This is a genomic window from Pseudomonas sp. R28(2017), from assembly GCF_002112505.1.
In the GTDB taxonomy this organism is placed as follows: domain Bacteria; phylum Pseudomonadota; class Gammaproteobacteria; order Pseudomonadales; family Pseudomonadaceae; genus Aquipseudomonas.
In genome coordinates this window covers 110,145-132,001 of the sequence record NZ_NEHW01000004.1, presented here as the reverse complement: position 1 = coordinate 132,001, position 21,857 = coordinate 110,145, and the positions used below count along the sequence as shown (strand labels likewise).

Annotated in this window: 18 protein-coding genes; 13 read left to right on the top strand and 5 right to left on the bottom strand. The window is 65.3% G+C overall.

The genetic code is table 11. The features are described 5' to 3' along the window. The first annotated feature begins 29 nt into the window (after positions 1 to 29). The 12 genes from CAF78_RS08630 (at position 30) to CAF78_RS08575 (ending at position 14,856) form a co-directional block, all read left to right on the top strand. The gene (locus CAF78_RS08630; RefSeq protein WP_085675043.1) at positions 30 to 1,196 is read left to right on the top strand and encodes an alginate biosynthesis protein Alg44; all 1,167 of its coding nucleotides are present in this window, start codon (positions 30 to 32) and stop codon (positions 1,194 to 1,196) included. 141 nt (positions 1,197 to 1,337) lie between these two features. Then, positions 1,338 to 2,732, top strand: coding sequence for an alginate biosynthesis TPR repeat lipoprotein AlgK (gene algK / locus CAF78_RS08625; RefSeq protein ID WP_085675042.1), 1,395 nt, complete (start codon positions 1,338 to 1,340; stop codon positions 2,730 to 2,732). Further along, a complete protein-coding gene (locus CAF78_RS08620) occupies positions 2,729 to 4,207 on the top strand; it encodes an alginate export family protein (protein WP_085675041.1) in 1,479 nt (492 codons plus the stop codon). Before algK ends, CAF78_RS08620 begins: the two co-directional genes overlap by 4 nt. 16 nt (positions 4,208 to 4,223) lie before the next feature. Beyond that, positions 4,224 to 5,783: a mannuronan 5-epimerase AlgG gene (algG, locus tag CAF78_RS08615; RefSeq protein ID WP_085675040.1), complete on the top strand. Its 1,560-nt coding sequence runs from the start codon at positions 4,224 to 4,226 to the stop codon at positions 5,781 to 5,783. 13 nt (positions 5,784 to 5,796) lie between these two features. Continuing rightward, complete coding sequence (locus CAF78_RS08610; protein WP_085675039.1) at positions 5,797 to 7,239, top strand: alginate O-acetyltransferase; 1,443 nt, start codon at positions 5,797 to 5,799, stop codon at positions 7,237 to 7,239. A 7-nt stretch (positions 7,240 to 7,246) separates the two neighbouring features. Further along, complete coding sequence (locus CAF78_RS08605) at positions 7,247 to 8,350, top strand: mannuronate-specific alginate lyase (protein WP_085675038.1); 1,104 nt, start codon at positions 7,247 to 7,249, stop codon at positions 8,348 to 8,350. A gap of 194 nt (positions 8,351 to 8,544) precedes the next feature. Next, positions 8,545 to 10,002, top strand: a complete 1,458-nt coding sequence (locus tag CAF78_RS08600) for an MBOAT family protein (protein ID WP_085675037.1) — start codon at positions 8,545 to 8,547, stop codon at positions 10,000 to 10,002. A 10-nt stretch (positions 10,003 to 10,012) separates the two neighbouring features. Beyond that, complete coding sequence (locus CAF78_RS08595; protein WP_085675036.1) at positions 10,013 to 11,170, top strand: alginate O-acetyltransferase; 1,158 nt, start codon at positions 10,013 to 10,015, stop codon at positions 11,168 to 11,170. A 20-nt stretch (positions 11,171 to 11,190) separates the two neighbouring features. After that, complete coding sequence (locus CAF78_RS08590) at positions 11,191 to 11,838, top strand: alginate O-acetyltransferase AlgF (RefSeq protein ID WP_085675035.1); 648 nt, start codon at positions 11,191 to 11,193, stop codon at positions 11,836 to 11,838. 35 nt (positions 11,839 to 11,873) lie between these two features. Beyond that, on the top strand, positions 11,874 to 13,328 hold the full coding sequence (locus CAF78_RS08585; protein WP_085675034.1) for a mannose-1-phosphate guanylyltransferase/mannose-6-phosphate isomerase: 1,455 nt from the start codon (positions 11,874 to 11,876) through the stop codon (positions 13,326 to 13,328). A gap of 100 nt (positions 13,329 to 13,428) precedes the next feature. Further along, positions 13,429 to 13,893 (top strand): multidrug transporter, encoded by a 465-nt coding sequence (locus tag CAF78_RS08580; protein WP_085675033.1) that lies wholly within the window; start codon positions 13,429 to 13,431, stop codon positions 13,891 to 13,893. A 150-nt stretch (positions 13,894 to 14,043) separates the two neighbouring features. Further along, positions 14,044 to 14,856, top strand: a complete 813-nt coding sequence (locus tag CAF78_RS08575) for an SDR family oxidoreductase (protein ID WP_085675032.1) — start codon at positions 14,044 to 14,046, stop codon at positions 14,854 to 14,856. A 121-nt stretch (positions 14,857 to 14,977) separates the two neighbouring features. Here CAF78_RS08575 and CAF78_RS08570 read toward each other — a convergent pair whose 3' ends face one another. The 5 genes from CAF78_RS08570 to CAF78_RS08550 all read right to left on the bottom strand — a co-directional run bounded on the left by CAF78_RS08570 (position 14,978) and on the right by CAF78_RS08550 (position 21,126). After that, on the bottom strand, positions 14,978 to 15,772 hold the full coding sequence (locus tag CAF78_RS08570; protein ID WP_085675031.1) for an SDR family NAD(P)-dependent oxidoreductase: 795 nt from the start codon (positions 15,770 to 15,772) through the stop codon (positions 14,978 to 14,980). A 152-nt stretch (positions 15,773 to 15,924) separates the two neighbouring features. Next, complete coding sequence (locus CAF78_RS08565) at positions 15,925 to 17,364, bottom strand: efflux transporter outer membrane subunit (protein ID WP_085675030.1); 1,440 nt, start codon at positions 17,362 to 17,364, stop codon at positions 15,925 to 15,927. Continuing rightward, positions 17,361 to 18,422: an HlyD family secretion protein gene (locus tag CAF78_RS08560; RefSeq protein WP_085675029.1), complete on the bottom strand. Its 1,062-nt coding sequence runs from the start codon at positions 18,420 to 18,422 to the stop codon at positions 17,361 to 17,363. Before CAF78_RS08560 ends, CAF78_RS08565 begins: the two co-directional genes overlap by 4 nt. Before the next feature lie 27 nt (positions 18,423 to 18,449). Then, positions 18,450 to 19,991 carry an MFS transporter gene (locus tag CAF78_RS08555; RefSeq protein ID WP_085675028.1) on the bottom strand — a complete coding sequence of 514 codons (1,542 nt, stop codon included), beginning with the start codon at positions 19,989 to 19,991 and terminating at the stop codon, positions 18,450 to 18,452. A 226-nt stretch (positions 19,992 to 20,217) separates the two neighbouring features. Continuing rightward, a complete protein-coding gene (locus tag CAF78_RS08550; RefSeq protein WP_085675027.1) occupies positions 20,218 to 21,126 on the bottom strand; it encodes a LysR family transcriptional regulator in 909 nt (302 codons plus the stop codon). 252 nt (positions 21,127 to 21,378) lie between these two features. Between CAF78_RS08550 and CAF78_RS08545 the strand changes: the two genes are divergently transcribed. Further along, positions 21,379 to 21,825 (top strand): universal stress protein, encoded by a 447-nt coding sequence (locus CAF78_RS08545; protein ID WP_085675026.1) that lies wholly within the window; start codon positions 21,379 to 21,381, stop codon positions 21,823 to 21,825. The last annotated feature ends 32 nt before the right edge of the window (positions 21,826 to 21,857 follow it).

Below are 21,857 nucleotides of genomic sequence, written 5' to 3'. Positions count from 1 at the left end.
CGGATCGGAACTAACAGGAACAAACCCAGATGAATACCGCCGTGAACGTCAACGTCGTGCATGAGTCCGAAGCCCAGCGCCAACACGCCCGGGTGCGCATCCCCGCCAAGCTGCGCTTCCTCGACAAAGAGCGCCAGGCCCACGATGTGAAGGTCGACGACCTCTCCGCCGGTGGCCTGAGCTTCCACACCAAACAGCCACTGTCGGTCGGTGAAGTGCTGCGCGGTCGCCTGCAGTTCACGGTCGACAACCTCGGCCTGTCGATGGACATCGAGTTCCAGGTGCGCGCCTACAACACGGGCAGCGGCCGCACCGGCGCACAGTTCCAGAACCTCGAACCCCGCGACATCGCCACCCTGCGCCACATCATCACCAGCCACCTTTCCGGTGAACTGATCACTGCGGGCGACGTGCTCAGCACCCTGCAGCGCGACAACTTCACCAAGGCCCGCAAGCAGAAGGACGGTGGATCCGGCCTGTCCGCCTTCGGCCGGCTCAAGGCGGTGACCGTGACCCTGGGCGTGTTCGTGGTCGGCGTGGCCGCCTTCGGCTTCGTCGCCAAGTCGCTGTACGGCATGTACTTCGTCAGCCATGCCGAAGCCGGCGTGGTCGCCGTGCCGACCACCACCGTCACCATGCCGCGCGACGGTACCGTGAACAGCCTGGCCGAAACCGGTGGGCAGATCGTCAAGGGCGCGCCACTGGCAACCTTCACCACCAGCATGCTGGACATGCTCAAGGGCAACCTGGACGACTCGCAGCTGGAGCCGGCGAAGATCGAGGAGCTGTTCGGCAAGCAGCTCTCCGGCACCCTCACCAGCCCTTGCGATTGCGTGGTCGCCCGCCAGCTGGTGGACGACGGCCAGTACGCCGCCAAGGGCCAGCCGATCTTCCAGCTGGTGCCGCGCACCACCACACCAATGGTCGAGGCACGCTTCAGCTACCGCCAGTTCGACGAGGTCAAGCCAGGCACACGGGTCAACTTCCAGGTGGCCGGCGAAGACGAAATGCGCACTGGCCAGATCGTCAGCAGCGCCAGCCTCAACAGCGATGACCTGGCCTCCGACATCCGCGTGCAGATCAAGCCCGACAGCGCCATGCCGGCCGAACTGGCCGGGCGCCCTGCCTCGGTCAACAGCGACCGTGGCCCTTCGCTGAACTGGCTGATCGACAAAGCCGTGGCCCGTGGCCTGTAAGAGGATCGGACAATGATCTCTGAAATCAACGCGATCTCTGTGGGAGCGGGCTTGCCCGCGAAGAGACCAGCAGGGTCAACGTCGTCGGCAGTGGCAGTTCGCGGGCAAGCCCGCTCCCACAGGGTCCGAGTGAACCTTGGAATGTGTGCATTGGCTGCAGCCATCACCCTGGCCGGCTGTGCGGGCCTGCCCGACCAGCGCCTGGCCAACGAAGCCCTCAAGCGCGGCGACACCGCGCTGGCCGAGCGCAACTACAAGGCCCTGGCCGACCTGGGCTACAGCGACGCGCAAGTGGGCCTGGCCGACATCAAGGTGGCCACCCGTGACCCGGCAAAAATCCGCGAAGCCGAAGCCACGTACCGCGCTGCCGCCTCCACCTCGCCGCGTGCCCAGGCGCGCCTCGGCCGCCTGCTGGTGGCCAAGCCCGACAGCACCCAGGCCGAACGTGAAGAAGCCGAAACCCTGCTCAAGCTCGCCGCCAAGCAAGGTGAAAGCAACACCCTGATCCCGCTGGCGATGCTCTACCTGACCTACCCGCAGAGTTTCCCCAAGGTCAACGCCCAGCAGCAGATCGACCAGTGGCGCGCCGTCGGCAACCCGGAAGCGGGCCTGGCCCAGGTGCTGCTGTATCGCACCCAGGGCACCTACGACCAGCACCTGGGCGACGTCGAAAAAATCTGCAAGGCCGCGCTGAACACCACCGACATCTGCTACGTCGAGCTGGCCACCGTGTACCAGAAGCGCGGCCAGGCCGATCAACAGGCCGCCCTGCTCGGCCAGCTGAAATCCGCCTACGCCCGTGGCGCGGTGCCGGCCACCCGGGTCGACAGCGTCGCCCGCGTGCTGGCTGACCGCAGCCTCGGCCAGACCGACGAAAAAACCGCCAAGGACCTGCTCGAGCAGGTCGCCCCGGCCAACCCGGCGTCCTGGGTCAGCCTGGCGCAGCTGCTGTACGACTTCCCCGAACTGGGCGACACCGACCAGCTGATGGCCTACATCGACAAGGGCCGCGAAGCCGAACAGCCACGCGCCGAACTGCTGCTGGGCCGCCTGTACTACGAAGGCAAGACCTTGCCCGCCGATGCGGTGAAGGCCGAGCAACACCTGCAGGCCGCCGCCGACGCGGGTGAAGTCAGCGCCCATTACTACCTCGGCCAGCTGTACCGCCGCGGCTACCTGGGCAAGGTCGAGCCGCAGAAGGCCGTCGATCACCTGCTGGCTGCCGCCCGCGGTGGCCAGAACAGTGCCGACTACGCCCTCGCCCAACTGTTCAGCGAAGGCCACGGCATCCGCCCGCAACCGGGCAATGCCTGGGTGTTCGCCCAGTTGTCACAGGTCAACCCGACGCCACAGTCCAGCGAACTGCTGCAACAGCTCGACCAGCAACTCACGCCTGACCAGCGCAGCCAGGCACAGAGCCTGCTGGCGCAGGAAAAGCAGGCCCGCGGCAGCATGGTTCAGGGCGCCAACAGCACCCTGGCCCTCGAAGCCCTGCAAGACGACGAAAAAGAAGTAGAAGGTGAGGACTCGCTATGACGCTCAATCCATTCGTGAAAGCCGGCATTGGCCTGAGCTTCGCCCTGCTGTGGTCCTGCCCGACCCTGGCGGAAATGACCGCTGAAAAGAACTTCGGCCTGGATGTGAAAATCACCGGCCAGTCGGAAGACGACCGCGACCTCGGCACCCGCCCAGGCGGCGATGTCAACGGCCTGGGTCTCGACCTGCGCCCTTGGGTGTACGGCGAGCGCGGCAACTGGAGCGCCTATGCCATGGGCCAGGCGGTCACCGCCACCGACACCATCGAAACCGACACCCTGCGCCAGAACGACGACGGCACCAGCACCGACACCGCCGCCGACGGCCGCAAGCAGGACAAGAGCTACCTGGCCATGCGCGAGTTCTGGGTCGGCTACAGCGGCCTCACCGCCTACCCCGGCGAGCAGCTGCGCCTCGGTCGCCAGCGCCTGCGCAGCGACGACGGCATGTGGCGCGACACCAACATCGAAGCGCTGAACTGGACCTTCGACACCACCCTGCTCAAGGCCGACCTGGGCGTGGCCCAGCGCTTCAGCGAGTACCGCACCGACCTCACCGAGCTGGCCCCCGAAGACAAGGACCGCACCCACCTCTACGGCAACGTCGCCACGCAGTGGACCCCAGGCCACTGGGTCGGCCTGCGCGCCCACCACACCCATGACAGCGGCAGCCTGAAGAACCCGGGCGAAACCGTCGATGCGCTGGACAAGACCCGCACCGGCGACCTCACCTGGCTGGGCCTGGAAGCCAACAGCGACGCCTACAACTGGCGCAACGACCACACCGTCAACTACTGGGGCAGCGTCACCTGGCTGACCGGTGACCGTGACACCCTGAGCAGCCAGACCGTCGGCGACCAGACCGTGGCCACCGGCAAGCAGAGCGGCAACGTCAACGCCTGGGCCACCGACCTCGGCATCCGCCTGCGCCTGGACCCGCAATGGCAGGTCGGTGCCGCCTACGCCCGTGGCAGTGGCGGCGGTGGCGACGACGGTTCGAGCAACTTCGAACAGACCGGCCTGGAGAGCAACCGCTCCAACTACACCGGTACCCGTTCGCGCGTGCACCGCTTCGGCGAAGCCTTCCGCGGCGAGCTGGGCAACCTGCAGGCGGCCACCCTGTTCGCCTCCTGGCAGCTGCGCGACGACTACGACGCCAGCCTCATCTACCACAAGTTCTGGCGTGTCGACGGCAATCAGAACATCGGTTCCAGCGGCATCAATGCAGTGGTCAACGACGACGGCGTGAACCGCCCGCTGGTCGATGGCGAAAAAGACCTCGGCCAGGAAATGGACGTGGTCGTCACCAAGTACTTCAAGCAAGGCCTGCTGCCGGCTTCGATGAGCCAGGCGATCGACGAGCCGTCCGCCCTGGTGCGCCTGCGTGCCGGCGTGTTCAAGCCGGGCGACGCCTATGGCAAGGAAGCGGACTCGTACATGCACCGTGCCTTCGTCGACGTGATCTGGCGCTTCTGAGGCCGGGAGAAACCTGATGAACCTTCACCCGCACTTACGTCACAGCCTTCTGGCCAGCGCATTGCTGCTGGCCAGCGGCCTGGCTGTCGCCGCAGAGCCCCAGGTGATCGCCAAGGAGCTGCAGCAGGCCAAGACCTACACCGTGGCCAGCGCCCCGATCGAGCCGCTGCAGATGGACCCGCCGAAACTGCCCGACCTGACCGGCTACACCGCCGAAGCGGTGCAGAAGAAGATCGACCGCCGCCACAAGGGCAAAGTCAGCGTGCGCCGCATGTTCCAGGAGGACACCCTCAAGGAATTCGTCGGCGGCGACAACAAGGCCGCCGAATGGGTGCAACGCCAGCATGGCATCCCTCAGGCGATCTTCGTCGATGACGGTCATGTCGACCTGGTCGAGCTGAGCAAGAAGGTGCCCAAGCAGTACCTCAGCGAAGTCGAACCCGGCGTGTACCTGGCGCGCCTGCCGATCGTGGTCGGGCAGAAGGGCATTCTCGAGATCGACAGCAAGGTCAAGCAGCTGCGCCTGTCCCAGGAAGGCGGCGCGTTCCTGGTCAACGATGGCAAGCTGTTTGTCACCGACACCCAGGTGACCGGCTGGCGCGAGAAGGACAACGGCCCGGCGACCTTCCGCTCGCCCAAGGAATTCCGCCCGTTCCTGCTGTCGTGGGGCGGTACCGAGACCTACATCGTCAACACCAGCATGGCCAGCTTCGGCTATGCCAAGTCCAAGTCGTACGGCGTGAGCATCTCGCAGTACACGCCGAACATGTCCAAGCGCATGGGCCGTGCGGAACCGACCGGCTGGATCATCGGCTCGACGTTCAGCGACATGTGGTACGGCTTCTACTGCTACGAGACCTCCGACTTCGTGGTCAAGGACAACACCTACCACGACAACATCGTCTACGGCATCGACCCGCACGACCGTTCGCACCGCCTGATCATTGCCGGCAACACCGTGTACGGCACCAAGAAGAAGCACGGCATCATCGTTTCGCGTGAGGTCAACGACAGCTGGATCATCAACAACAAGAGCTACGACAACAAGCTCTCCGGCGTGGTGATCGACCGTAACAGCGTCAACAACCTGGTGGCCTACAACGAGATCTACCGCAACCACACCGACGGCATCACCCTGTACGAAAGCGGCGACAACCTGATCTGGGGCAACAAGCTGATCAACAACCGCCGCCACGGCATCCGCGTGCGCAACAGCGTGAACATCCGCCTGTACGAAAACGTCGCCGTGGCCAACGGCCTGGTCGGCGTGTACGGGCACATCAAGGACCTGTCCGACACCGACCGCGACATCGCCCTCGACCCGTTCGACACCAAGGTGTCGCTGATCGTGGTCGGCGGCGAGCTGGCCGCCAACGGCTCCGGCCCGCTGTCGATCGACTCGCCGCTGTCGGTCGAGTTGTACAAGGTGTCCATGCTCGCCCCGCGCAAAGCCAGCGGCATCAGCCTCAACGGCATCCTCGGCGAGCGCCAGGACGAAATCCTCGACCTGCTGGTGCGCCAGCAGAAGGCCGTGCTGATCGACCCGGTCGAACGCCAGACCGAAATGATCGATTAAGGAAGCCCAGACCATGACTCCACACCTGATGAAACTGCTGGGCCTGTCCGCCGCCCTCCTGGCCATCAGCCAGGGCGTGCGCGCAGACGAGGTGAAGGCCCCGACCTTCACCGCCGAGCCTTGCTGCCAGCTGTGCCCCGAGGCGCATGACGCCAGCCGCTACACCACCCGCTACCAGCAGAACTTCACCACGCTGGTGCAGGCCCAGGGCGACTGGCTGTTCCGTACCCGCGAAGACCTGCGCACCGAGTTCAACACCACGCCGGCCGGCTACAAGCGCCTGCAGCAGGTGCACGATGCGTTCAAGAAGCGCGGTGTGGAGCTGGTCGTGGTCTACCAGCCGACCCGTGGCCTGGTGAACCGCAACATGCTCAAGCCCGAAGAGAAAGCCGCCTTCGACTACCAGAAGGCACTGGGCAACTACCAGGCCATGCTCAAGCGCTTCGCCAGCATGGGCTACAACGTGCCCGACCTGTCGCCGCTGACCAACGAGCAGCTGGCCGCCGCCGACCAGGGCAAGGACTTCTACTTCCGCGGTGACCAGCACTGGACGCCATACGGCGCCGAGCGCGCGGCGAAGATCGTGGCCGACACGGTGCACAAGATGCCGGCCTTCGAAGGCGTGCCGCGCAAGGAATTCGAAACCCACAAGTCCGGGCGCATGGGCAAGACCGGCACCCTGCACAACGTGGCCGGCCAGCTCTGCGGCACCAGCTACGCGGTGCAGTACATGGACCAGTTCGCCACCGAGCCGAAGGGCTCGGACGGCGGCGGCGACGACCTGTTCGGTGACAGCGGCAACGCCCAGATCACCCTGGTCGGCACCAGCCACAGTGGCAAGAACTACAACTTCAGCGGCTTCCTCGAGCAGTACATCGGCGCCGACGTGCTCAACGTCGCCTTCCCCGGTGGCGGCCTGGAAGGCTCGATGATCCAGTACCTGGGCAGCGAGGAATTCCAGAAGAACCCGCCGAAGATCCTCATCTGGGAGTTCTCGCCGCTGTACCGCCTGGACCAGGAAACCATCTGGCGGCAAATCCTCGGTCTGCTCGACGACGGCTGCGACGACCGCCCGGCTCTGATGAGCGCCAGCGCCACCCTCAAACCCGGCAAGAACGAGCTGATGGTCAACGGCAAGGGTGGTGTGATCAAAGACCTGATCAACCGCAACATGCAGATGGACGTCAAGTTCGAAGATCCGTCAGTGAAGGTGCTGCAGGCCACGCTCTGGTACCTCAATGGCCGCCACGAAGACATCAAGCTGGAGAAGCCGGAAACCTCCGACACCGACGGCCGCTTCGTCTTCCAGATGCGTGAGGATGAGGACTGGGCCAGCCAGAGCCTGCTGGCTTTTGAAATCCAGGGCCCGGAACAAGGCACTCAGAAAGTCGAAGCCAAGCTCTGCAAACGCAACAACTTCGCCGTGCCTGCGCAGACCGCGCAGGCTGGCCAGTGAGGCGATCATGACCATGCTCAAGCGAATTTTCAGCCCGGCCCTGCTCACCCTCGCGCTGTTCGGCGGCGCCGCACAGGCTGCGCTGGTGCCTCCGCAGGGTTACTACGAGGGCATCGAGAAGCTCAAGACCGGTGAAGGCAACTTCCGCTGCGAGCCGGCTCCCAAGCCGTACACCGGCGCGTTGCAGTTCCGCAGCAAGTACGAAGGCTCGGACAAGGCCCGGGCAACGCTCAACGTCGCCTCGGAGAAAGCCTTCCGCAAGTCCACCGAAGACATCACCACGCTGGAGAAAGGCGTGAGCAAGATGGTCGGCCAGTACATGCGTGACGGCCGCCCCGCGCAGCTCGACTGCACCCTGGCCTGGCTCGGCAGCTGGGCACGCGCGGGGGCGCTGCTGTCCACCGACTACAACCACACCGGCAAGTCCATGCGCAAATGGGCGCTGGGCAGCATGAGCGGGTCGTGGCTGCGCCTGAAGTTCTCCAACTCGCAGCCGTTGGCCGCGCACCAGGCCGAGGCCGAGCTGATCGAGAAGTGGTTCGCCCGCCTCGCCGAACAGACCGTGCGCGACTGGAGCGACCTGCCGCTGGAGAAGATCAACAACCACAGCTACTGGGCGGCCTGGTCGGTGATGGCCACCGCCGTGGCCACCGACCGCCGCGACCTGTTCGACTGGGCCGTGAAGGAATACAAGGTTGGCGCCAACCAGATCGACGACCAGGGCTTCCTGCCCAACGAGGTCAAGCGCAAGCAACGCGCCCTGGCCTACCACAACTATGCCCTGCCGCCGCTGGCGATGATTGCCAGCTTCGCCCAGGCCAACAACGTCGACCTGCGCAGCGAAAACAACTTCGCCCTGCAGCGCCTGGGCGAAGGCGTGCTGGCGGGCGCACGCGACCCCAGCCACTTCAAGGAGCGCGCCGGCGTGAAACAGGACCTGACCGACCTCAAGGTCGACAGCAAGTACTCGTGGCTCGAGCCCTGGTGCGCGCTGTACCACTGCGTCGGCGACACCCTGCAGCGCAAGCAGCACATGCAGCCGTTCAACAGTTTCAGGCTCGGCGGCGACATGACCCGGGTCTATGACCCGAGCGCAGAAAGCAAGAAATGAGTTAACCCCGTCAAGGGATCGGAACCTGTGGGAGCGGGCTTGCCCGCGAAGAAGGCACTGCGGTGCATGGCAAGGGCTTCGCCCTTGTTCGCGGGCAAGCCCGCTCCCACAGGGACCAAGGTATCTCTCACTTTTGAGTGGGGGGTTTGGGGGGCGCTTTGCCCCGGATGCTGTGAACAATTAGGAGAACCGGGATGGTCTTCTCGTCCAACGTGTTCCTGTTCCTGTTCTTGCCGATCTTCCTCGGCCTGTACTACTTGAGCGGGCAACGCTATCGCAACCTGCTGCTGCTGGTCGCCAGCTACATCTTCTATGCCTGGTGGCGGGTCGATTTCCTCGCCCTGTTCGCCGGCGTCACCCTGTGGAACTACTGGATCGGCCTGAAAGTCGGCGCCGCCGGCGTACGCACCAAGCCGGCCCAGCGCTGGCTGCTGCTTGGCGTCGGTGTGGACCTGGCGATCCTCGGTTACTTCAAGTACGCCAACTTCGGTGTCGACAGCCTCAACGCGATCATCAGCTCGTTTGGCCTGGAGCCGTTCATCCTCACCCACGTGCTGCTGCCGATCGGTATCTCGTTCTACATCTTCGAGTCGATCAGCTACATCATCGACGTGTACCGCGGCGACACCCCGGCCACCCGCAACCTGATCGACTTCGCGGCATTCGTGGCGATCTTCCCGCACCTGATCGCCGGCCCCGTGCTGCGCTTCAAGGACCTGGTCGACCAGTTCAACAACCGCACCCACACCCTGGACAAGTTCTCCGAAGGCTGCACCCGCTTCATGCAGGGCTTCATCAAGAAAGTGTTCATCGCCGACACCCTGGCCGTGGTCGCCGACCATTGCTTCGCCCTGCAGAACCCGACCACCGGCGACGCCTGGCTCGGCGCCCTGGCCTACACCGCGCAGCTGTACTTCGACTTCAGCGGCTACAGCGACATGGCCATCGGCCTGGGCCTGATGATGGGCTTCCGCTTCATGGAGAACTTCAAGCAGCCATACATCAGCCAGTCGATCACCGAGTTCTGGCGGCGCTGGCACATCAGCCTGTCGACCTGGCTGCGCGACTACCTGTACATCACCCTGGGCGGCAACCGCAAAGGCACCTTCAACACCTACCGCAACCTGTTCCTGACCATGTTGCTGGGCGGCCTGTGGCACGGTGCCAACTTCACCTACATCATCTGGGGCGCCTGGCACGGCATGTGGCTGGCGATCGAGCGGGCGCTGGGCATCGACACCAACCCGCAGCGCTTCAACCCGGTCAAGTGGGCCTTCACCTTCCTGCTGGTGGTGGTCGGCTGGGTGATCTTCCGTGCCGAGAACCTGCACGTCGCCGCCCGCATGTACGGCGCCATGTTCAGCTTCGGCGAGTGGCAGCTGTCGGAACTCAACCGCGCCCAGCTCACCGGCCTGCAAGTGGCGACCCTGGTGATCGCCTACCTCACCCTGGCGTTCTTCGGCCTGCGCGACTTCTACCGCAATGCCAAGCCAACCGCCAAGGCCACGCCGGTGCAGGTGAATGCCGACGGCTCGATCGGCCTGGACTGGACCCGGGTCATGACCCGCGCCCTGATCCTGCTGCTGTTCGTGGCCTCGATCCTCAAGCTTTCGGCGCAGAGCTACTCGCCGTTCCTGTACTTCCAGTTCTGAGGTGGATGACATGACCCGGACATTACGCGTCACCTATTCCCTGTCGTTCCTCGGCCTGCTGGTGGGCATGGGCGCCTGGTCCACCGGTGGCTTCGACAGCTTCCACCGTACCGAGCAGATGACCCTGCTCAACGGCAAGCTGGCCAAGGCCGCCGAGACCCACTACGACGACCAGTTCCCGATCAAGCGCCTGGGCACCAACCTGTGGGCCGCGCTGGATTTCAAACTGTTCAACGAAGGCCGCCCGGGCGTGGTGCTGGGCCGCGACCAGTGGCTGTTCAGCGACGAAGAGTTCAAGCCTACCGCCGGTGCCGAGCAACTGATGCAGGACAACCTGGCGCTGATCCGCGGCGTGCGCGACACCCTGCAGCAGCATGGCAGCCAGCTGGTGCTGGCGATCATCCCGGCCAAGGCGCGGGTGTATGCCGAGTACATCGGCAAGCAGCAACCGGCCAGCCTGCATGACGACCTGTACAACCAGTTCCATGCCCAGGCGCGCCAGGCCAACGTGTTCGCCCCCGACCTGATGGCAGCACTGGAACAGGCCAAGGCCCGCGGCCAGGTGTTCCTGCGCACCGACACCCACTGGACGCCGATGGGTGCCGAAGTGGTGGCGCAGGCGCTGGCCGAAGCGGTCAGCCGCCAGAGCCTGCTCAACGGCGAGCCGCAGACGTTCATCACCGAAGCCGGCAGCACCGCCCCCTACAAGGGTGACCTGACCAACTTCCTGCCGCTGGACCCATTGTTCAGCAACCTGCTGCCGACCCCGGACAACCTGCAGCAACGCACCACCCGACCTGCAGAAACCGAACGCGAATCCGGCGACGCCCTGTTCGCCGACAACCAGATCCCGGTCGCCCTGGTGGGCACCAGCTACAGCGCCAACCCGCACTGGAACTTCCTCGGTGCGCTGCAGCAGGCACTGCACAGCGACGTCGCCAACTACGCCGAAGACGGCCACGGCCCGTTGCTGCCGATGCTCAAGTACCTGCAGAGCGATGCCTTCAAGAACGCCGCGCCACAAGTGGTGGTGTGGGAATTCCCAGAACGTTATCTGCCAATGACCAACGACCTCAGCAGCTTCGACCCGCAGTGGATCGCGCAGCTGAAGAACGCCCGTAAAACCGAAGAAAACCTGGCCTTGTCGTCCACCCGGACGAATCACTGATCGATAGAGAGGAAATGCACATGACTACCAAGACTTCCATTGCCAAAGCCCTCACCCTCGCGGCCGGCCTTTCCCTTGCTTCCATGCAGGCCTTCGCCGGTGCCGACGCCGCACTGTACGGCCCGAGCGCGCCGAAAGGCTCGACCTTCGTGCGCCTGTACAACGCCGCCAGCGCCCCGGCTGCGGCCAGCGTCGGCAACACCCAGATCAAGCAGGTTGGCGCCCAGGCCAGCAGCGACTTCAGCTTCCTGCCAGGCGGTGACTACACCGCGCAGGTCGGCGGCAAGACCGTGCCGGTGAAGCTGGCCGCGGACAAGTACTACACCCTGGTCAACAACGCCGGTGGCACTCCGCAGCTGATCGAGGAACCACCGTTCAAGAACAAGCAGAAAGCCCTGGTGCGGGTGCAGAACCTCAGCGACCAGGCGGTGACCCTGAAGACCGCCGACGGCAAGACCGAAGTGGTCCCGTCGGTGGCCACCAAGGGCCGTGGCGAGCGTGAAATCAATCCGGTCAAGGTCAACCTGGCCTTGTTCGAAGGCGACAAGAAAGTCAGCGACCTGAAACCGGTCGCCCTGGAGCGTGGCGAAGCGGCCGTGCTGTACGTAACGGGTTCCGGCAGCAACTTGTCGCCGGTGTGGGTAACTCGCCCCGTGGCTAGCAACTGATCCCCCTGCCTCATAACGACTATTGGAGAAACATGATGATCCCGGTAATTCTTTCTGGTGGTAGCGGTTCCCGTCTGTGGCCTCTGTCGCGCAAGCAGTTCCCCAAGCAGTTCCTGGCACTGACCGGCGAACACACCCTGTTCCAGCAGACCATCGAGCGCCTGCGCTTCGAAGGCATGGACAGCCCGATGGTGGTCTGCAACAAGGACCACAAGTTCATCGTCCAGGAGCAGCTCGCTGCCCTGAAACTGGAAACCCAAGGCATCCTGATGGAGCCGTTCGGCCGCAATACCGCGCCGGCGGTGGCCATGGCGGCCATGAAGCTGATCAACGAAGGCCGCGACGAGCTGATGCTGGTGCTGCCTGCCGACCACGTGATCGATGACCAGAAGGCCTTGCAACGCGCCCTGGCCCTGGCCACCGTGGCCGCCGAGCGCGGCGAGATGGTGCTGTTCGGTGTGCCGGCGACCAAGCCGGAAACCGGCTACGGCTATATCCGCTCAAGCCAGGACGCGCTGCTGCCCGAAGGTGTGGCCCGGGTCGCCCAGTTCGTCGAAAAGCCGGACGAGAAGCGCGCCGCCGAGTTCGTCGCCGCCGGTGGCTACTTCTGGAACAGCGGCATGTTCCTGTTCCGCGCCAGCCGCTTCATCGAAGAGCTGAAGAAGCACGACGCGGACATCTACGACACCTGCGTGCTGGCCCTGGAGCGCAGCGCTGAAGACGGCGATGTGCTGAGCATCGACGAAGCCACCTTCGAGTGCTGCCCGGACAACTCCATCGACTACGCGGTGATGGAAAAGACCCAGCGCGCCTGTGTGGTGCCGATGTCGGCCGGCTGGAGCGATGTGGGCTGCTGGTCGTCGCTGTGGGAAGTGCACGAAAAGGACGACAACGGCAACGTCACCAAGGGCGACGTGGTGGTGCAGGACAGCCACAACTGCATGATCCACGGCAACGGCAAGCTGGTGTCGGTGATCGGCCTGGAGAACATCGTCGTGGTCGAGACCAAGGATGCGATGATGATTGCCCACAAGGACAAGGTCCAGGGCGTCAAGCAGATGGTCAAGACCCTCGACGAGCAGGGCCGCAGCGAAACCCAGAACCACCTGGAAGTGTATCGCCCCTGGGGCTCGTACGATTCGGTGGACATGGGCGGCCGCTTCCAGGTCAAGCACATCACCGTCAAGCCGGGCGCCAGCCTGTCGCTGCAGATGCACCACCACCGCGCCGAGCACTGGATCGTGGTGTCCGGCACTGCCGAGGTGACCTGTGACGAGAACGTGTTCCTGCTCACCGAGAACCAGTCGACCTACATCCCGATCGCCTCGATCCACCGCTTGCGCAACCCGGGCAAGATCCCGCTGGAGATCATCGAAGTGCAGTCCGGCAGCTACCTGGGTGAGGATGACATCGAGCGTTTCGAGGATGTCTATGGGCGTACCTCGACACCCGTCGAGCGGGGCGTTTCAGTGAAGACCATCGCGCAGTAAGCAACACCCAAGGGGCCGCCAATGCGGCCCCTTCTTTTTGAGGCCAAGCCGATTTGGCGCTACGATGGACAGACCTGCGCAACCAAGGCCTGCCTGCCCCATGATCATCGGTGCCTTTCTCATCCTCACCTGGCTGGTGCTGCTGTTGCGCTACCCGGCCAAGGCCCTGCCGATCTCGCTGGCTGCTGTCTGCGGCCTGGGCCTGGTGGCGTTGATGGTCCTCTGGCAGGACAACCGCGAAGCCTCGCAGCTGGCGCGCCTGGACCTGCGCCTGAGCTACGCCCCCGACCACTGCCCCGCCGACCGCGCGTTGCAGGTACGCATGAAGAACGGCAACGATGTCCCGCTGACCGAACTGCGCTGGCGCGTGGCGGCGTATGCACCGGGGGATACCGTGAACCTGGCCGAGAACACGTATAACGCACCGCGCTATCGTGGCCCAGGTGAACTGCAGCCGGGTGCCGAATGGACAGATTGCCTGCCTCTTCCACCACTGCGCTCGGGTTATCGCCCGCAGACTTTGGAGTTTCGTGCGGAACACCTGCAAGGTACATTTGCCAACTGATCCAGCGCCTGCTCCGGCCTCTTCGCGGGCAAGCCCGCTCCCACAGATTTGCGGCTTAGCTCAAGAACAGCTCAGTACCTGTGGGAGCGGGCCTGCCCGCGAAGAGGCCGGAGCAGGCAACCTCAAAGCCCTCAGATACAGGCCTCACCCATGCCCACCGTCCTGATCACCGGTTGTTCCAGCGGCATCGGCCGCGCCCTGGCCGACGCCTTCCGCGATGCCGGCCACCAAGTCTGGGCCACCGCCCGCAAGCCTGAGGATGTCGAGCGGCTGAACGCCGCCGGCTTCAGCGCCCGGCAACTGGATGTGAACGACAGCGAGGCCCTGGCGCGTCTGGCCGAGGAACTCCAAACCCTCGACATCCTGATCAACAACGCCGGCTACGGCGCCATGGGCCCGCTGCTCGATGGCGGTGTCGATGCCCTGCGCCAGCAGTTCGAGACCAACGTCTTCGCCGTGGTAGGCGTCACTCGCGCACTGTTCCCGCTGCTGCGTCGCTCGCGTGGCTTGGTGGTGAACATCGGCAGTGTCTCGGGCGTGCTGGTTACGCCATTCGCCGGGGCCTACTGCGCATCCAAGGCCGCCGTGCATGCCTTGAGCGATGCCCTGCGCCTTGAGCTTGCGCCCTTCGGTATCCAGGTGATGGAAGTGCAGCCAGGGGCAATCGCCTCGCAGTTCGCCAGCAATGCCCAGCGCCAGGCCGATCAGGTGCTGGCGGCGGATTCTGCGTGGTGGCCGCTGCGCGAGCATGTGCAGGCTCGGGCGCGGGCGTCGCAAGACAATCCGACGTCGGCGGCTGAATTTGCCAAGGGTGTGCTGACGGCAGTTGGCAAGTCGCCTGTGCCGGGTGTGGTGCGGTTGGGCAATGGCAGCACCGCACTGCCGTTGATGGCCCGCCTGCTGCCGCGGCGGTTGCTGGACTGGGCCTTGCGCAAGCGCTTCGGGCTACTGCGCCCCCTTTGATATCGGTGTCGGCCTCTTCGCGGGCAAGCCCGCTCCCACAGGTACGGCGCTGCCCCCAGGCTTGCGGTATTCCTGTGGGAGCGGGCTTGCCCGCGAAAGGGCCGGTACAGGCGGCGACCGGTCAGGCGATGGAACGCAGCACCCCGCCATCCACCCGCAAGGCAGCCCCGGTAGTCGCGCTGGCCTGCATGGATGCCAGATAAACCACCATGTTGGCCACCTCCTCCACCGTCGCCAGCCGCTTGATCAACGAAGTCGGCCGGTGCTCGGCGAGGAAGTTGGCTTCCAGCTCATCGGTGGAAACCCCCTGTTCCTGCGCCAGCTTGGCAAAGAAGTCGCCCACGCCCTCCGAGCGGGTGGGCCCCGGCAGCACCGAGTTCACGGTTACCCCGGTCCCCGCCAAGGTCTCGGCCAGGCCACGGGACACCGCCAGCAGCGCCGTCTTGGTCATGCCGTAATGAATCATCTCGGTCGGGATCTGCAACGCCGACTCGCTGGACAGGAAGACCACCCGCCCCCACTTGCGCTCCGCCATGCCCGGGGCGTAGTGGCGCGACAGGCGCACGGCGCTGAGCACGTTGATGTCGAAGAAGCGCTGCCAGTCGGCATCAATGATCTCGAAGAACGGCTTGGGCTCGAAGATGCCGAGGTTGTTGACCAGGATATCGGTGTGCGGCACCTGGTCGAACAGTTGCTGCGCGCCCTCTCGGGTGCCCAGGTCGGCAGCGATACCGATGATGCGCGCTTGCGGCAGACGCTCGCGCACGGCCTTGAGGGCCTCGTCGACACGGGCCTGGGTGCGGCCGTTGAGTACCACTTCGGCGCCCGCCTCGGCCAGGCCGATGGCGATCGCCAGGCCGATGCCCGCCGTGGAGCCGCTGACGATGGCGCGCTTGCCGTTGAGAGAGATGTGCATCTGTGCCTCCTCGCTAATCAGGATAATTGCCGGGGCTGCTTTGCAGCCCTTCGCGGGCAAGCCCGCCCCCACAGGCAGCGCTGTGCCTTGAGACCAACGCCATACCTGTGGGAGCGGGCTCGCCCGCGAAGGGCCGCCACGCGGCCCCATCTTCACGCGTTCTCGTCAAACGCCTGCCAGCCACCGCCCAAGGCCTTGTAAAGGCCGACCAGCGCCTGCGACACCGCCGCCGAACTGTCGATCCACTGCTCTTCGCTGGCCAGCAAGGCACCCTGCACGGTCAGCACATTGAGAAAGTCCACCGCGCCTTCCACATACTGACGCTGGGCGGTTTCCAGGGCGATGCGGTTCTGCCGCACCGCTTCGGCCAGGTGGTCGCGACGCAACTGGCTGGCGTTGTACAGGCGTAGCACATCGTCGATTTCGTGCCAGGCGCCGAGCACCACCTTGCGATAATTCAGCGCCGCTTCCTGCTGCTGTGCCTCGCGCAGTTCCAGCGTGCCCTTGAGCCGGCCACCCTCGAAGATCGGCAGCGACAGCTGCGGGCCGAAGGCGAAACGACGCGAATCCCAGCCGCCAAAATCCGCCAGCTGCATGGCCTGGAAACCGACGCTGCCAGACAGACGGATGCTTGGATAGAAGTCGGCCTTGGCGACACCAATGCTCGCGGTGGCGGCATGCAGGCGCGCTTCGGCCTGGCGGATATCCGGGCGACGTTCGGCCAGCTCGGACGGCAGGCCGATGGCGAACGTCTGCTGCGGAGCCGGCAACTCGCCCCCTTGCAGCAACTCGGCCTGCAGGCTGCGTGGCGGCTCGGCGGCGAGCAGGCTGAGGGCATTGATCAGGTCATCGCGCCGGGCTTCCAGGCTGGGCAGGCGTGCTTCGATGGAGGCGACCTGGGCACTGGCCTGCGCCACGTCGAGGCGGGTGGCAACGCCCTCTGCCTGACGGTCCTGGGAAAGCTTCAGGCTGTGCTCGGCGACCTTGAGGTTATCGCGGGTCACGTCCAGGGTGTGTTGCACGGCACGCAGCTGGATGTAGTTGCCGGCGGTTTCCGACAGCAACGCCAGCAATACGCCCCGGCGGTCGTTCTCGGCCACTTCCACGGTGGCGTCGGCCGCCTCCACCTGGCGCCGCACCCGGCCCCAGAGGTCCAGCTCCCAGCCGGCGACCAGGTCGCCCTGCCAGAGGTTGAAGGCCGATTTACCGGCGTTGCCGGAGGGATCGCTCAGGCCTTCGGCGCTGTTGCGGGCGCGGCTGTAACCGACATTGGCATCGACCGACGGTACTTCATCGGCCGCCACCGTGCTGCGCAGCGCCCGGCTTTGCAGCAGGCGCGCACTGGCCATCTGCAGGTCGAGGTTGTTGTCGGCCACGCGCTGGATCAACGCACTCAGGCGCGCATCGTGGAAGGTTTCCCACCAGCGCAGTTCCAGCGGCTCGGCCTGTGGCTGGCTCGCGGCGGCTTCACCTTGCAGCGCTGCCCATTGCTGCGGCGCCTGGCTGGCCGGGCGCTGGAAGTCCGGCCCGAGGGTGCAGCCGGCCATCAGCACGGCCAGCAGCAGCGGGCTCAAGCGTACGGCAGGTTTCATCGGGCGCTCACCTCTTTGCCGGCCAGCTTGTCACCGTGGGTATCGATGGTCGCCTCGACCGACATGCCCACGCGCAGGCGCTCGAGCAGTGGCTGGCCGTCATCGAAGACGATCTTCACCGGAATGCGTTGTACCACCTTGGTGAAGTTGCCGGTGGCGTTGTCCGGTTTCACCGCCGCGAAGGTCACGCCGGTGGCCGGGGCGATGCTCTGGACATGGCCCTTGAGGGTTTCGCCGGAGAAGGTATCGACACTGATGCTCACCGGCTGGCCCGGCTGCACATGGGTCAGCTGGGTTTCCTGGAAATTGCCGACCACGTAGGCATGCTGCAGCGGCACCACCGACAGCAGCCGTGCGCCCGGGTTGACGAAGGCACCAACACGCACTGCACGCTCGCCGACCATGCCGTCGACCGGCGCGGTGATACGGGTGTAGGACAGGTCCAGCTGGGCCTTTTCCAGGCCGGCTTCGGCACGCTTCAACTGGCCATCGGCACTGGCCACCTGGGCGGTGAGGATGTCCACCTGCTTGCGGGTTGCCACCAGCGCCGCCTGGGCGTTGGCCAGCCGCGCGCGAGCCTGGTCGACCCGGCTGCGCGCCTGCTGTGCGTTCTGCACGGTGCCGGCGCCTTGCTCGGCCAGGCGGCTGTAGCGGTTGACCTCATGGTCGGCGAACGCGGCTTCAGCCTGGGCCGCCGTTACCGCTGCCTGGGCCTGGGCAATCAGGGCGGCCTGGCGCTCAAGGGTGGCGCGGGCATCGGCGCTCTGCGCCTTGGCCACCAGCAGCTGAGCCTGGGCGGCATCCAGCGCGGCCTGGTAGTCACGCGCATCGATGGTCGCCAGCAACTGGCCAGCCTGGACCTGCTGGTTGTCTTCGACCAGCACTTCCTTGATGAAGCCGGCGACCTTGGGCGCAACCACGGTGTAGTCGGCGATCACGTAGGCATCGTTGGTGCTCTGCCGGTGGTCGCTGCCGAACAGCCAGGGGCCGACGATACCGGCCAGCACGGCCACGGCGAGCACCGAGCCGATGAGAAGGGTCTTGCGCTTGTTGGTCATGTTCAGTGTCTCGAATTCATCCAGGGTTCAGGCCACCGCACGCGGCGGATAGACCCGGGTAGGCACGAAAGGAATCAGGCAGATCAGCGCCACGGCGATGCAGGCCATGACCAGGTACAGGTCGGCCGAGGTGAGCACCAGCGCCTGGTCATGAATGCGCTTGGCCAGGCCGGCGGCGTTGCCGTCGATCAGCGGGGCATTGCCCAGGCTGTCCACCAGGTGGTTGGAATGGAAGTGCCGGCGCAGCGTGCCCAACGCATCCAGCAGACCACCGGCAATCACGGCGGCCAGGCCTTTGACGGTGTTGAACCAGCTGGAGGCGAACGGCCCCTCCTGCGGGGTCATGCCGTTGGTGGAAAGCATCAGCAGCGGCAGCACGGCCATTGGCTGGCCAAATACCTGCAGCAGGTAGAACGGGTAGAAATCGCCGCGGATCCACTCACTGGTCAGCAGGCTGCTGCCCACGCACGACACGGCCAGCATGGCCAGGCCGGTGGCCAGCACCCAGCGGCAGTCCACCGCACGGATGTTGCACAGCGCTGCGGTCAGTGGCAGGGCAATCAGTTGCGGCATGGCCACCAGCATCATCAGCGGGCTGGTCTGCGCCGGGCGGTAGCCCTGGATCTGCGCCAGGTAGGCCGATGGAATGCTGCCCACGCCGGACAGCACGATCAGCACCCCGGCCAGGGTCACCAGGGCGAAGCTGAGGTTGCGCCGCTGCAGCATGCGCAGCTGGAAGAACGGCAGCGGCTCGGACCATTCGTTGTACATGAACAGCACCAGCAGCAGCACGCCACCGCCCAGCAACCAGCAGATCAGCGGCGAGTCGAACCAGCCCCAGCGGTCACCCAGCGACAGCCCGAGGACAATGCAACTGATGGCCGGCAGGCCGAGCAGCACGCCGCGCCAGTCGAATTGCTTGAAGCGCTCCAGGCGCAGCGGGTCCTGCGGCAGGCCCCAGCCGACGCAGAACATGGCCAGTGCCGAGGGCAGGATGATCTGCCAGAACGCCCATTGCCAGCCGACGTACTCGGTCCACAGGCCCGCCAGCGGCGTGCCGAGGTTGGGCCCGAAGGTGGCGGTCAGGGCGTAGCAGGCCAGGCCGTAGACCTTGATGCCAGGTGGCAGGAAGCGCAGCGCCACGCTCATCAGCATCGGCGGCAAGGCGCCCGAGGCGAAACCCTGGAGGATACGCAGCAGCATCAGACTGTGCAGGTTGGGTGCGAACGGTTGCAGCAGCCCGAGCACGGCAAACAGGCCGACCGCGCTCATGGTGAAGCGGCGCAGGGAAAAGGTGGTGGCCAGCCATGGGGCAAAGGCCATGGCCGAGACCGACGCGGCGCTGTAGACGGCCAGCAGCCAGGCGCCTTCGTCGGCGCCGATGCCCATGGCACCGCGGATATCGGCGAGGGAGATCTTGGTGACCGACTCGTTGAGGCCGGCGCAGAGCACCGCCAGTAACACACCGAACAGCCCGACCACCACCCGCAGGCCGAACGCCGTCTGCACAGGCGCGGCCGGCGCGGGGGCGGCGGCAATCGCGGCAGAAGGGGCGGACAGGGAACTCATGGGCAGACATCTCCAGCAACAAATATGCGACTGGAGCCAGTCTAAGAAGGTCGAATGCTGACGAAAACTGACTTATCGGCAGGTTTATGTTGCGTCAGGCGCAATCCGGATCAACACCGCGTCGCCTGCTTCGCGGGCATGCCCGCTCCCACAGGGATATCACAGGCCTTGAGGGCTTTGCTGTACCTGTGGGAGCGGGGATGCCCGCGAAGAATCAAACAGGGGCTCAAGGGTCCACGCTGCAACAGGCCTTCAAGGTCTGCCGCAGCCAGCGGTGCGCCGGGTCGTTGTGAAAGCGCGGGTGCCAGGCCTGCAGTACCGTCACCCGCTCCAGCGGCACCGGGATCTCGAACGAACGCAGCGGCAACCCGAGCTTGTGCACGCTGTTGAGGATGTTCGCGGGCATCGGCAGGATCAGGTCGGAATCGGGCAGCGAGAACAACGCCGAGTGAAAACTTGGGGTAATCAGGGCCACCCGTCGCTGCACCTTGAAATTGGCCAGCTCGACATCGATCGGCCCATTGGCCCGGCCACGGCGAGACACGCTGATCTGTGGATAACTGGCAAAGCTGGTCGGCGTGATCGGTTGCTCGAAGATCGGGTGGTCGCGCCGGGCCAGGCCTACATAGTAAGTCTGGAACAGGCTCTGCACCTTGATCTCCGGGCCCAGGTCGACGGTCGAGCTGATGATCAGGTCGGTGCGCCCATCACGCAGCACGCTGTCGTCATCGCCACCGGGGCTTTCCGGCACGAAACGCAGCACCGTGCGCGGTGCCTGTTCATGCATGCGCCGCAGCAGCTGGGCGCCATACAAGGCGATGAACAGGTCATTGGTGCGGATGTTGAAGGCGCGGTCGAGCCTCGGCAGGTCAACATCGTCAGCGCTACGGAACACTTCGCCGGCCTGCTCCACCAGCGCCGCCACTTGCTCGCGCAGGGCCAGCGCCCGGGGCGTTGGCACCAGGCCACGGCCGGCACGCACCAGGATCGGGTCGCCCAGGGCATCACGGATACGCCCCAGGGTACGGCTCATCGCCGCCGGGCTCAGGTTCATGCGCTGCGCGGCGCCGACCACGCTGCCTTCATCGAGCAGGGCATCGAGGGCGACGAGCAGGTTCATGTCCGGGAGTTGCATGGCCGTTTTCCGTGACAGCTGTGGGGAAAGGCGATGGTAGCAGGTTGGTGGATTGCACCAGACGCAATGCGATCATGCGTGGTGAGGCATTTATTCGCTGGCCATGTTCGGCCATAAATGAGGCATTGGCAGGTCCGGCCTCTTCGCGGGCAAGCCTGCTCCCACAGGTTTGTGCGATACCTGTGGGAGCGGGCTTGCCCGCGAAGAGGCCCGGACAGGCAACCTCTCAGCCAGCTGTAAACAAGGATCCCCATGCCCAGCCCCGTCCTGATCGCCATCGATGCCTCCCCCGCCGCCAGCGCCCTGATCGCCCTCGCCCGCCGCTACTGCCGCCCCGGCGAACACGAATTGCACGTGCTGCTGGCCATCGACTCGACCTTCGCCGTACACGACAAACCCGCGCCCTACACTGCCGAGGAACTGGAGGAATACCCTGCCGCCTGCGAGGAACAACGCCTGGGCGACCGTGCCGTGGCCGAGGCGGTGCAACTGCTGCAGCAGGCAGGCTTCAGCAGCCAGGGCTGCATGGTCGCCGGGCAGCCGGTCGAGGCGATTGTCGCCAAGGCACAGGAACTGAACTGCGAGCTGGTCATCATGGGCCACCGCCACCTGTCGCGGTTGGGGCGGTTGCTGGACCCGTCGATCAGCGCGAAGGTGATTGACCGGGTAGAGGTGCCGGTGTTGGTGGGGGCCGCTTGAACCGCATTACCGTAATGGACATCGTTGAGTGT